The sequence below is a fragment of the uncultured Ruminococcus sp. genome, assembly GCA_902785355.1.
Classification (GTDB): Bacteria; Bacillota; Clostridia; order Oscillospirales; family Acutalibacteraceae; genus Ruminococcoides.
In genome coordinates this window covers 38,003-50,554 of the sequence record CACZYF010000016.1, presented here as the reverse complement: position 1 = coordinate 50,554, position 12,552 = coordinate 38,003, and the positions used below count along the sequence as shown (strand labels likewise).

Below are 12,552 nucleotides of genomic sequence, written 5' to 3'. Positions count from 1 at the left end.
AGTAATTTTTTGCAATGTATGTTATATTATTAACTAATTTGAAGATCATTAGGAGGAATATGAAATGGCTTTAAAATCATCCACTCTGAAAGAGTCCAATACTTATGAGGTAGAAGTTACCGTAGACGGCGAGACCTTTATGGCGGCTGTCGATAAGATTTTCAAGAAAGAGTCGAAGAAGATTCAGGTTCACGGCTTCCGCAAGGGCAAGGCTCCCCGCGCTATCATCGAGAAGATGTACGGCGAGGATATGTTCTATGACGACGCGATGCAGGAATGCTATCCCGAGGCGCTGGACGACGCCTGCAAGGCTGCCGACATCAAGGTCGTTACCGTGACCGCTCTCGAGGCTACCGAGGTCTCTAAGGAAGGCTTCACCTTCAAGGCGACCGTGATCGCCGAGCCCGAGATCGACATTAAGGACTACAAGGGCATCGAGGTCGAGAAGCTCTCTACCGAGGTCACCGAGGAGATGATCGACGAGGAGCTCGACCGTGTTCGCGACCGCAACAGCCGTATGGTTACCGTTGAGGATCGTGCCGCTGAGAACGGCGACACTGTCGTCATCGACTTTGAGGGCTTCTGCGACGGCGAGGCTTTCGACGGCGGCAAGGCTGAGAACTATAACCTCGAGCTGGGCTCCGGCAACTTCATCCCCGGCTTTGAGGAGCAGCTGATCGGTCACAGCACCGGCGAGGAGTTCACCATCGACGTGAAGTTCCCCGACGAGTACCAGTCCGAGAAGCTCGCGGGTAAGGACGCTCAGTTCAAGATCAAGCTCCATGAGATCAAGTGCAAGGAGCTGCCCGAGGTCGACGACGACTTCGTCAAGGACGTCTCCGAGAAGGATACCGTTGCCGAGTACCGCGACGAGCTCAAGGAGCAGATCCAGAAGCGCCTCGACGGCGAGTCCGAGCGCGATCTCGACGACAAGCTGACCAACGCCATCATCGAGAAGATCGAGGGCGACATCCCCGAGCAGATGTTTGACAACGAAGCGAACCAGATGCTCCGCGAGATGGATATGCGCCTGCGCCAGCAGGGCATGGACCTCGACACCTATATGAAGTACACCGGCATGAACTCCGAGTCCATCCACGAGATGTATAAGCCCGAGGCTTCCCGCCGCGTCAAGATGCGCTTAGCGCTCGAGAAGATCGCGAAGCTTGAGAACATTCAGCCCACCGCTGAGGATATCGAGGCGGAGTACGGCAAGATGGCTGAGATCTATAAAATGGACGTTGAGAAGGTCAAGGAGATCATTCCCGAGTCCGGCATCACCGCCGATCTGGGCGTACAGAAGGCGATGGATCTCGTCAAGGAGAACGCTGTCATCAAGTAAGAGTCCGACTGCGTTGCCGTAACCGCGTCGCTGCGAGGAGGGACACAGTCCCGGCGCGGCAATCTCAATCGATTTGCCGCCTGTATCGCAATCTCACATATTAATAATTTCACATTTTTGTATCATACTATAATACTGCGAAAGGATGATCAATATGGCATTAGTACCTTATGTAGTAGAACAAACCAGCCGAGGCGAGCGCTCCTACGATATTTTCTCCCGCCTCCTGAACGATAGAATCATCATGCTCAACGAAGAGGTCAACGCGACTACCGCGAGCCTGGTCGTAGCCCAGCTGCTGTTTTTGGAGGGTCAGGATCCCAACAAGGATATCAGCCTGTATATCAACTCTCCCGGCGGCTCCGTGACCGACGGCATGGCGATCTATGACACCATGCAGTATATCAAGTGCGACGTTTCCACCATCTGCATGGGCATGGCGGCGTCTATGGGCGCGTTTCTGCTCGCGGCAGGCACCAAGGGCAAGCGCTACGCCCTGCCGAACGCCGACATCATGATCCACCAGCCCTCCGGCGGCGCTCAGGGTCAGGCGACCGATATCGAGATCCACACCAAGCATATCCTGCACACCAAGCAGAAGCTCAACGAGATCCTCGCTAAGAACACCGGTCAGCCCCTCGACGTCATCAAGGCGGACACCGAGCGCGACAACTTCATGACCGCGCAGCAGGCGTTGGAGTACGGCCTGATCGACAAGGTGATCGAGCACAGATAATCAATCAGTCATCGCGAAGGTAATGTAATTGTCATTGCGAAGCCTCGCAAGAGGCTGTGGCAATCTCAACCGATGTAATTGTCATCGCGAAGCCTCGCTAGAGGCTACGGCAGTCTCAACCGATTGCCAAAAGCACCCAAGGAGATAAGTTATGGCAGGAAAGAAGCAAAATGACAGCGTCTACTGTTCCTTCTGCGGTAAGCCGCAGGAGATGGTCGGGCGGCTGATCGCCGGCAACGGCGTGTATATCTGCGACCAGTGCGTCGATCTGTGTATGTCGATCCTTGAGGACGGCGAGTACAATACCCCCGACGTGACGGAGGAATTCACAGCGCCTAAGAACGATCATCTCTTGAAGCCCGCTGAGATCAAGGCGATCCTTGACGAATATGTCATCGGTCAGGACAACGCGAAGAAAACCCTCGCCGTAGCGGTGTATAACCACTACAAGCGCGTTTTCAAGCGCGACGAGAACATCGAGTTCCAGAAGTCCAACGTGCTGATGCTCGGACCTACCGGCGTGGGTAAGACCCTGCTCGCTCAGACGCTCGCGAAGGCGCTCGACGTGCCCTTCGCTATCGCGGACGCGACCACCCTCACCGAGGCGGGCTACGTCGGCGAGGACGTCGAGAACATTCTGCTCAAGCTGATCCAGGCTGCCGACTATGATATTGAGAAGGCGGAGCGCGGCATCATCTATATCGACGAGATCGATAAGATCGCCCGCAAGTCCGAGAACCCCTCCATCACCCGCGACGTCAGCGGCGAGGGCGTTCAGCAGGCGCTCTTGAAGATCGTTGAGGGTACGGTGGCGAACGTTCCCCCTCAGGGCGGCAGAAAGCACCCTCAGCAGGAATTTTTACAGATCGACACCAAGAACATCCTGTTCATCTGTGCCGGCGCGTTCGACGGTCTGGATAAGGTCGTCAAGAAGCGCCTCGGCTCCTCTGTGCTCGGCTTTGAGGCGGACGTCTCCGCGACGAATGAGGAGCTCGAGCGCGACTGGATGAAGCGCGTCACCGGTCACGACCTGATCAAGTTCGGTATCATCCCCGAGCTGATCGGACGACTGCCGGTCATCGCGGCGCTGTCCGACCTCTCCGAGGACGACATGGTGCGCGTGCTGACGGAGCCGAAGAACTCGGTCATCGCCCAGTATAAGCACCTGTTCAAGCTCGATAACGTCGAGCTGCTCTTTGAGAAAGAGGCGCTGTATGCCATCGCGAAAACCGCAAAGGAGCAGAACACCGGCGCCCGCGGACTGCGCGGCATCATTGAGGGACTCCTGACCGATCTGATGTTTGAGACCCCCTCGGATGACTCCATCCGCAAGATCATCATTACCCGCGGCGTGGTAGAGAACGGCGACGAGCCGCAGATCTTCCGCGACGATTCCGCCTTTCCGGCGGCTCACGACAATGACGTCGGGAGCGAAACACGCGCGTCCTGAGTCTGTCTGTAACTGAACCCGAATTGCATATTAAGGCTGTATGTAAACGCATACAGCCTTATGCTGATTTTATATGCTATGGGGGCTAATCGTAGGGGCGACCACTGGTCGCCCGACATCGTGGTGCTTTGTATATCCTATCTTACGTTTTCGATGATTATAACGCTCGTCATTCTGCGGGCGGTCAATGACCGCCCCTACGGATGGGCTTTTCCTGCGTCGAACGGGGTGTCAAGGCATTTCGCGTAAATTATCCACTATAATTCCAAAGGAGAATTATGAAAGAAGTTAATCCGAATCTGAATCTACCGGTTCTGCCGCTTCGGGGCGTTGTGATGTTCCCGAAGATGATGCTGAACTTTGAGGTCAATCGTCTGCGCTCCAAGCGTGCCGTCGATCTCGCGGTCGAGAACGATCAACTGATCTTCCTGACCGCCCAGATGGATCCCGGCGTCAACGAGCCGACGATCGACGATATTTACAAGGTCGGCGTCGTCGCCCGTATCAAGCAGGTCGTCAAGGAGGAGTCTAAGCCCTCCCGCGTCGTGGTCGAGGGACTGTGGCGCGCGGCGATCATCGAGAGCGTGCCGAACGACGGCTGCCTCTACGCCGCCGTAGAACCTTACGGCAATGCGCGTAACCATACGCTGACCACCCGCGATATCGCCCTCATGCGTTCGCTGAAGGCGACCTTCGAGCGGTATTTGGAGCTCTCTCCGAAGCTGCCGCCCGACATCCTCTTCAAGATCGGAATGGCGAGCGAGCCCGGGGAGCTGGCGGACTACGTCGCCTCCAATGTCATGCTCGACGCCGAGATCAAGCAGATCATCCTGGAGACCGTCGATCTCTCCGACCGTCTCGAGGTGCTGATCGACGCGATGCAGAACGAGATCTTCATCATGACCGTCGAACAGGACATCATGGACAAGGCGCGCTCCCGCATCGACCAGAGCCAGCGCGACTACTTCCTGCGTGAGCAGATGAACGTCATCCGCGACGAGCTGGGCGAGAACGGCGAGTTCAACGATATCGACGAGCTGCGCAAGAAGATCGCCGACCAAAAGCTGCCCGAGGAAGTGGAGAAAGCTCTCTTGAAGGAGTGTTCCCGCCTCGAGCGCCTGCCCATCGGTACGAACGAATCCAGCGTGATCGAGACCTACATAGACACCGTCCTTGAGCTGCCGTGGAATACCGCGACCGAGGAGAATATCGACCTTGAAGCCGTAAGACAGAAGCTTGACAGTGACCACTACGGGCTGGATAAGGTCAAGAAGCGCATCATCGAGCAGCTTGCCGTACGTAAGCTCAGCGATCGGTCGAAGGGACAGATTATATGTCTGGTGGGTCCTCCCGGTATCGGCAAGACCTCCATCGCGACCTCGATCGGCGACGCCATCGGACGCAAGAGCTATCGCGTGGCGCTGGGCGGCGTGCGTGATGAAGCCGAGATCCGCGGCCACCGCCGTACCTATATCGCCTCGATGCCCGGACGTATCATCAACGCCCTGCGCAAGTGCGGCTCACGCAACCCCTTACTGATCCTCGACGAGGTGGATAAGCTCTCTGCCGACTACAAGGGCGATCCGTCCTCCGCACTGCTGGAGGTGCTCGACAGCGAGCAGAATTTCGCCTTCGTCGACCATTATATCGATCTGCCGTTCGACCTTTCGGACGTGATGTTCATCACCACGGCGAACGATCCCGACGCCATCCCCGCGCCGCTGCGCGACCGTATGGACGTGATCGAGCTGCCGTCCTATACCCGTGTGGAGAAGTTCCATATTGCCAAGGAGCACCTGCTCCCGAAGCAGATGAAGCTCAGCGGGATCAGGAAGAAAAACTTCCGCATGACCGACAAGGCGATCTATGCCGTGATCGACTTCTATACCCGCGAGGCGGGCGTGCGTAACCTCGAGCGCGAGCTCTCCGCGATCCTGCGCAAGGCGGCTGTTACGATCCTCTCCGATCCCGACGCTGTTGTGCGCGTCAGCGATAAGAACCTCGACGCCTTCCTCGGCGTGAAGAAATATCTCGACGATATCTCGGCGAAGAAGGACGAGGTCGGCATGGTCAACGGACTGGCGTGGACCGCTGTCGGCGGTACGCTCCTGCCGCTCGAATGCGTCGTGATGCACGGTACAGGTAAGCTCGAGCTGACCGGCTCTCTCGGCGACGTGATGCAGGAGAGCGCCAAGGCGGCTGTTACCGCGATCCGTACCCGCTGTGACCGCTGGCATATCGACCCCGATTTCTATAAGAACAACGATATCCATATCCATGCCTTGGAGGGCGCGATCCCGAAGGACGGCCCCTCCGCGGGCGTGACTATCGCCACCGCGCTGTGTTCCGCTCTGACCGGTATTCCCGTGCGTGCCGACTTCGCCATGACCGGCGAGATCAGCATCAGCGGTAAGGTGCTCCCGATCGGCGGCTTGAAGGAAAAGAGCATGGCGGCTTATAAGGCGGGCGTGCGCAACGTCATCATCCCTAAGGAGAATGAGCGCGACCTCGCCGAGTTCGACCCCGAGCTTAGGGAGAACATCACCTATCATCCCGTATCCACTGTCGACGAGGTGCTGAGATTAGCTCTCGCGGGGGAGGAGAAGGCTGTCGCGAGAAAGTCTTCTTCCGCACGCAAAAAGCCGATGAAACAGGACAACAAACGCCGTGAGGCGAACGCATAATTAGTGAGAAGTGAGAAGTTAGGAGTTTTAATCCCATATCATTCGGGTGCGGGTGTCCCGCCGATAACTTCTCACTCCTATCTCCTAACTTCTAACTGAAACGGAGTTCCTATGCTGAATGTAGAATTTACCTATTCCGCGGGACTTAGCTCTCAGCTGCGCCCGGATGACCGCCCCGACGTGGTCTTTTCCGGCCGCTCCAACGTGGGCAAGTCCTCGCTGATCAATAAGCTGTGCAACCGAAAATCGCTCGCGCGCGTCAGCTCAAAGCCCGGAAAAACCGCGACCATCAACTTCTTTGACGCGGGCTCGTTCAACCTCGTCGATCTGCCGGGCTACGGCTACGCCAAGGTCAGCAAGGTCGAGAAGCTTCGCTGGGCGGAGCTGGTCGAGGGTTACTTCGCCGCCGGCAGAAGGATCGCGCTGGTGGTGCAGATCATCGATATGCGCCATAAGCCCTCCGCCGACGATATGAACATGATCCGCTTCCTCTACGACAGCGGTATCCCGTTCATCATCGTGATGACCAAGTCGGACAAGCTCAATAAGGGCGAGTATCAGAAGCAGCTTGACTTTTTCAACGAGCTTTTCTCGGAGTTCGAGGGCGTGGCGCTGTATCCGTTCTCAGCTCTTAAGGGCGACGGCGCACAGCAGATCGAAGAAGCGATCACCGGCTCTCTTTCCTAAGGGAGCTGTCGCGAAGCAACTGAGGGTTTCCGCCGCTGTCTCACATATAAATCAAAATGAAACGGCAACCCTCCGACCTCGCCTTGCGGCGAGCCCACCTCCCTTAGGAAAGGGAGGCTTTGGCAATACAAGGAATACTTGGGAGGTATGAGTATATGAAAAAAACACCGTTTTTGACCAAGGAGATCGCTCAGGATATCATCAAGGATATCCCGACGCCGTTCCACGTTTACGATGAAAAAGGTATCCGCGAGAACTGCCGCCGTCTGTACAAGGCGTTCAGCTGGAACAAGGGCTTCAAGGAGTATTTCGCCGTCAAGGCGACCCCGAACCCCTACCTGCTCTCGATCCTCAAGGAAGAGGGCTGCGGCGTAGACTGCTCCTCGCTGACCGAGCTGGTCATGAGCGAAGCCTGCGGCTTCAAGGGCGAGGACATCATGTTCTCCTCCAACGTGACCCCCGAGGAGGATATGAAGAAGGCGTATGAGCTGGGCGCGTACATCAACCTCGACGACCTCAACTTTGTCCCCTTCATCGAGCGCGTCTGCGGCGTGCCCGAGACCGTATGCTGCCGCTATAATCCCGGCGGTACCTTCGAGCTTGCGGCGTCCCGTACCGGCGTTCAGGTCATGGACAACCCGGGTGAGGCGAAGTACGGCATGAGCGAGGATCAGATGGCTGAGGCGTTCACCCGACTCAAGGCTGACGGTGCGAAGCACTTCGGCATCCATGCGTTCTTAGCCTCCAACACCGTTTCCAACGATTATTACGCCGAGCTTGCCGCGATCCTCTTCAAGCTTGCGGTACGTCTGCGCGACCGCTGCGGCGTGCATATCAGCTTCATCAACCTGTCGGGCGGCATCGGCGTGGATTACCGTCCCGAGGAGCCCTGCGGCGATATTATGCTGATCGGCGAGCTGGTTCGCCGAAAGTACGAGGAGATCCTCGTACCCGAGGGCATGGATGACGTCGCGATCTTCTCGGAGCTCGGCCGCTACATGATGGCGCCCTACGGCGCCTTGATCGCGACCTGCCTGCATACCAAGCACATCTACAAGGACTACATCGGTCTCGACGCCTGCGCCGCGAACCTGATGCGCCCCGCGATGTACGGCTCCTACCATCACATCACCGTGCTGGGTAAGGAGAACGAGCCGTGTACCTTCAAGTATGATGTGACCGGCGGTCTGTGCGAGAACAACGATAAGTTTGCTGTCGACCGTATGCTGCCGGAGATCCTGCCCGGCGACCTGATCTATATCCACGATACGGGCGCTCACGGCTTCGCGATGGGTTATAACTATAACGGTAAGCTCAGATCAGCGGAGGTTCTCTTAAAGGAGGACGGCACCCATCAGCTGATCCGCCGCGCCGAGACGATGGACGATTACTTCGCGACCTTCGACTTTTCTCCCTACCGCTTCAAGACAAAATGATAAAACAAAAAATTCCCCCTTATGCTCCGCATTAAATGGAGCGTAAGGGGGATTTTTAGGAATGAGGAATTAGGAATTGTATAAACGTTGCATAGAGTTGTAGGGCGGGGGCTTGCTCCCGCCGTAGGGGCGACCATCGGTCGCCCGCGAATGACGGACGTTATTGATATCGAAAACGTTAGATATGCTTCACAACTCCCTGCGACAGCGGGCGGTCAATGACCGATCCTACGATGGCTGTACCGTGTATTATTTTTTCGGTATTTTCGGGATCACTGACTCCGGTTATCGGCGGGAGCAGCGTGCGGTATCCTTTCGGATACGAACCGGCACGTCCTGTTCTAATTAAAACCAGCTGCCGGGAACCCTTGTGCTGCTGCTGCTCAGGCTGTCCAGTGCTTTGTAGGCGTTGTTCCTGTCGATCTCAGAGGTCGCGATGACGTCATCGCTGTCGAAGTGCGTGACCGTCAAGGTAAGCTTTTCATATTGTTCTTTCATCTGTTACCTCCTGTTACGCATCCGGATTGTTTTTGCTATAGCTATAGCTGGTATAGCAGCCGCCGAGGGTGTTGGAATTACCGCGGTATTCGCTGTATGCGACGCGATCCAAGCCGTTGGCGTCTTTATATCGGATGTACGGACGAGCCAGTACATTCTTTTCGTAGCCTGTTCCGTCGTCGCCCTCATAGGTAACGACGAGGGTGTAGAGCAGATAGTCGCCGTAGCTGCGATGATCCTCCCTGACGACGCCGCCTGTACCGTTGGACTGTTTTGATGTGCAGACAACGTTCGTAGCAAAGCCGAAGTAATTCTCGTCGGTTGCGGTCTCGGAGGTATTGATTCCGTTGTCGCCGTCGCTGACATACTGCAGCTTTCTTCCAACGTTGTTGTGATAATTGATCCAGCCCTCTTTATCCTGATTCGTTGCAACGTAGCCGTATTCGATGTTGTTCGGCTTGATCGCGTTGATCTTGTTGACAACGTCCTTGCTCAGTGAGGTGACGAAGCGTAAGCCTCCGGGCATACTCTCGCCGCCGAAGTTTGAATCAATCGTGCGCTCCTTGCGTACCTGCACGCCGCAGAGGTCAAAGCCGCCGTATTTGGTATATCCCGCGGGAAGCTCGTTGGTATCCTCCGCGTCCTTGTCAACGTCATCGACCTTGATCCAGTGGGCGTAGATATCCTTTGCGTATTTGTCGGTACCGAACTTCACGGGATGGGTATCGTTGTCGTTCTCCTGATCGTAGTACCAGCCCTTGAAGATGTAGGGGCAGCTGTTGTTTTTGTCTGCCTTGACCTCGGGGATGGTGTAACACCTCCTGATCGTATCGCCGACCTTTATCTCTTCTCCGGTTGCCGCTTCCACATAGGAGGTGAAAATATCGTCGCCGCCGTATGTAGTAGTATTGGCGATATCTGTATTGTTGATGTGATAGTTAGGCTTGTCAATGCGAACAAGCCGGACTTCATCATCGGTTCCGGTCTCAGAAATAGTGTTTTGAGTATATATCGTTTCGGTCTTTACAATTGTAAGCTTCGCGGCTACATCGCCGTATTCATCATACTCATATAAAACACCTCCCGGAGGATCTGCGTTTATATAATTGATTTTTTCCTCGGTGGAAGATTCCGAAAAAGTGGAATTGATCTCTGAGGTGGATCTGGTTATCTTTAACACCAATTCTTCTGAATACGGGTATGCTGACTGGATGCTTGGAGACGCTGTATAAACAACGGTACTACCTTGCGGTTGCTTTCCGTAATATGTTAATGTTACTTCATTCTTATTGGGTGCTTTTTGAAGTACAATTAAAGATAACGGACTGTCAGAAGTTTTAGGCGTGTACTTAATATATGTTGACCCTACGCTCGGGTAGCTTAGATCGTTAATTGTATACTTGTTCGAGCTTTCAAAACGGTATTTCAGCTCACTGATAATATCATTATTAGTTGAAAGAGTAGTTAAGTTAGGGTTCTGAATATCTGTTATTATATATTGATTCTTCAAACCTGCGTAATTGCCTTTGGTTATCACCGGATACCTTTTAACTGTGTATACAAGATACTCCGATCCTGGAACACCTACTTCTGTTGTTGTTTTCACGGTTCTTTCCACGATCCAAGTTTCGTGGTCGGAGGTGAAGTACTCGTTCGGGTGAGCTTCGGGATTATACGTTTTGTAGCCGTTTGTCAAAAGCTCCGCCGCGCCGTCGTCGGGCGCTTCGATATCGCTCTTGCCGTCGTCCCAGAGCCTCGGGTCGGAGAGACCGATCTGCGAGCCGGTAAGGTCGCCGTCTACATACACGGGCTTTTCAACGCTGAATACATTGAGGTTGTTCAAGGCGTCGTTGTAGGTGTTGTTTTGGATGATGTCCGCGCCCGAGATGTGCAGAGGTGAATCCTCGTCGTAGTATACGCCCGCGCCGCGGTCGCCGGAGGTGTTGCCGGTGATGGTGGTGTTCTTTAATACAGTGCCGCCTTTATCGTTCCTTATCATCGCGATACCGCCGCCGTTTCTTACGGCTGTATTGCCGGTGATCGTGCAGTTGTCAATGTCGGGCTTTGTTGTGAAATGGAATACCGCGACGCCTGCACCTATATCCGCACGGTTGCCGGTGATCTCGGCGTTATGGATCTGAGCTGTGTATGTTCCCAGATTTGCGACGAGAATACCGCCGCCTAAGCCGTTTGCATATCGCTTGTTGGCATTTTTAACATATGTGCCGTCGGCATGGTTGTTCTTGATCAAAATTGAATCCGAATCCGAATTTGTGTCGATATAGAGACCGGGCTCGCTCGGAGCGTCGCCCTGCAAACCGTCCGTTGAGCCGCTGCTGCCCGCGCTCGTTGAGCCGGCTAACGCTGCGCTTACCGCAATCGGGTCGGCTTTTGCATAGAGAAAGCGGGAGACAAAAACACCCGCGCCGCCTGCCGCTGTATTATCGCTGATCGTACCGCTGTTGATGTTAACGATACTGTTATAATGCGAGTTATCAACGGCACCGACCGCCGCCACACCGCCGCCGCAAACCGAGGCAGTACACTCGCTGATCGTACCGCCGTTCATCGTGAATACGGAACCGGAGGTGACAAAGACGCCGCCGCCTAAAGCGGTCAGGTGGTTAGGATCGAGTTCGCTGTCATAGGTCGAAATAGCATAGCAGTTGGAGATCGTGCCGCCGTTCATGGTGAAGGTGCCTCTGTTGAATACCGCAACGCCGCCGCCGTAGCAGACGGAACCGCCGTCGATACCGCAGTTTTCGATGGTACCGCCGTTCATGATGAAGCTGCCGCCCTGTACGGTAACGCCGCCGCCGAGGTAGTTGTTTCCTTTTCTGTCTTTGAGGGTGACGTTCTCATTCATCTCGCAAGTCGAGCCGGGCAAAATATAAATCAAGCCCGGATCATCGTTACCCTCACCGGTATTATGAGGTTGATCGTTGCCCTGCAAGGTCAATTTTGTGTTACCGTTACCGCCGAGCTTTACTGTCGCACCGTTTTCCACATAAACTGCCGTTGTGGGGTTGGTAAGAGTTTTCCCTTTACTGCTGATCACGGTGACTACGGCAGCTTCGTTAGTGATATTGACTTGACCTTCAAAGCTATCGGTCAAATCAATGGTGTATATGCCGCCGTTTTCATTGATACTATCACATGCGGTATTGAGTTCCTCTGCCGTTTTGACGGTGATGACGGTACCCTCGCCGATCGCCGCCGTGTGGATATCCACTGCGCTCGCTGTGATCGGGAGCGATGTGATCATCGTGCCGATCATGATGACAGCAAGCAGCATACTCAAACATTTTTTGACTCTCATGATTTCCTCCTAAATGAAAGAGCGTTTTGCCTGAAAAATACCGGATCGTATTTCTCAAAAACTTCCCACCTATATTATAATACATTATTAATTAAATATCAAGCAAATAAGGAGAAATTATGTTCAGTTTCACTACACCTTTGTAATATCTATCGCGTAAATTTCATATAATGCGGCGTAAGGGGACTTTTGTGTTAGTGAGGAGTTAGGAGTGAGGAGTGAGGAATTGTAGGGGCGACCATCGGTCGCTCGCAAATGACGGACGTTATTGATATCGAAAACGTCGGATAGGGCTTACAATATTCTGTCACAGCGGGCGGTCAATGACCGCCCCTACGATGTCGCTGTGCGAATGTCCCTCGTATGATCGTGCCGTAGGGGCGACCATCGGTCGCCCGCG

At 54.6% G+C, this 12,552-nt stretch carries 8 protein-coding genes; 6 read left to right on the top strand and 2 right to left on the bottom strand.

Annotation, left to right across the window (positions count from 1 at the left end):
* Positions 1 to 64: 64 nt before the first annotated feature.
* The 6 genes from tig (at position 65) to R2I50_RS05360 (ending at position 8,335) form a co-directional block, all read left to right on the top strand.
* The gene (tig, locus tag R2I50_RS05385) at positions 65 to 1,342 is read left to right on the top strand and encodes a trigger factor (protein WP_316608134.1); all 1,278 of its coding nucleotides are present in this window, start codon (positions 65 to 67) and stop codon (positions 1,340 to 1,342) included.
* A gap of 154 nt (positions 1,343 to 1,496) precedes the next feature.
* A complete protein-coding gene (gene clpP, locus R2I50_RS05380; protein WP_316608133.1) occupies positions 1,497 to 2,078 on the top strand; it encodes an ATP-dependent Clp endopeptidase proteolytic subunit ClpP in 582 nt (193 codons plus the stop codon).
* Between the two features lie 151 nt (positions 2,079 to 2,229).
* A complete protein-coding gene (gene clpX, locus R2I50_RS05375) occupies positions 2,230 to 3,528 on the top strand; it encodes an ATP-dependent protease ATP-binding subunit ClpX (protein ID WP_316608132.1) in 1,299 nt (432 codons plus the stop codon).
* Between the two features lie 278 nt (positions 3,529 to 3,806).
* Positions 3,807 to 6,212 (top strand): endopeptidase La, encoded by a 2,406-nt coding sequence (lon, locus tag R2I50_RS05370; RefSeq protein ID WP_316608131.1) that lies wholly within the window; start codon positions 3,807 to 3,809, stop codon positions 6,210 to 6,212.
* Between the two features lie 111 nt (positions 6,213 to 6,323).
* The gene (gene yihA, locus R2I50_RS05365; RefSeq protein WP_186833341.1) at positions 6,324 to 6,899 is read left to right on the top strand and encodes a ribosome biogenesis GTP-binding protein YihA/YsxC; all 576 of its coding nucleotides are present in this window, start codon (positions 6,324 to 6,326) and stop codon (positions 6,897 to 6,899) included.
* Positions 6,900 to 7,054: 155 nt separating this feature from the next.
* The gene (locus R2I50_RS05360; protein ID WP_316608130.1) at positions 7,055 to 8,335 is read left to right on the top strand and encodes a diaminopimelate decarboxylase; all 1,281 of its coding nucleotides are present in this window, start codon (positions 7,055 to 7,057) and stop codon (positions 8,333 to 8,335) included.
* A 345-nt stretch (positions 8,336 to 8,680) separates the two neighbouring features.
* Here the strand turns inward: R2I50_RS05360 and R2I50_RS05355 are convergent, their stop codons facing one another.
* Together R2I50_RS05355 and R2I50_RS05350 are read right to left on the bottom strand one after the other, a co-directional pair.
* A complete protein-coding gene (locus R2I50_RS05355; protein WP_316608129.1) occupies positions 8,681 to 8,833 on the bottom strand; it encodes a hypothetical protein in 153 nt (50 codons plus the stop codon).
* Positions 8,834 to 8,846: 13 nt separating this feature from the next.
* Positions 8,847 to 12,152 carry a hypothetical protein gene (locus R2I50_RS05350; protein ID WP_316608128.1) on the bottom strand — a complete coding sequence of 1,102 codons (3,306 nt, stop codon included), beginning with the start codon at positions 12,150 to 12,152 and terminating at the stop codon, positions 8,847 to 8,849.
* Positions 12,153 to 12,552 lie beyond the last annotated feature (400 nt).

Bases quoted from the DNA above. Each gene is read 5' to 3' on its own strand.
- clpP (WP_316608133.1), top strand. From the start codon at position 1,497: ATGGCATTAGTACCTTATGTAGTAGAACAAACCAGCCGAGGCGAGCGC.
- R2I50_RS05350 (WP_316608128.1), bottom strand. From the start codon at position 12,152: ATGAGAGTCAAAAAATGTTTGAGTATGCTGCTTGCTGTCATCATGATC.
- tig (WP_316608134.1), top strand. From the start codon at position 65: ATGGCTTTAAAATCATCCACTCTGAAAGAGTCCAATACTTATGAGGTA.
- clpX (WP_316608132.1), top strand. From the start codon at position 2,230: ATGGCAGGAAAGAAGCAAAATGACAGCGTCTACTGTTCCTTCTGCGGT.
- yihA (WP_186833341.1), top strand. From the start codon at position 6,324: ATGCTGAATGTAGAATTTACCTATTCCGCGGGACTTAGCTCTCAGCTG.
- R2I50_RS05360 (WP_316608130.1), top strand. From the start codon at position 7,055: ATGAAAAAAACACCGTTTTTGACCAAGGAGATCGCTCAGGATATCATC.
- R2I50_RS05355 (WP_316608129.1), bottom strand. From the start codon at position 8,833: ATGAAAGAACAATATGAAAAGCTTACCTTGACGGTCACGCACTTCGAC.
- lon (WP_316608131.1), top strand. From the start codon at position 3,807: ATGAAAGAAGTTAATCCGAATCTGAATCTACCGGTTCTGCCGCTTCGG.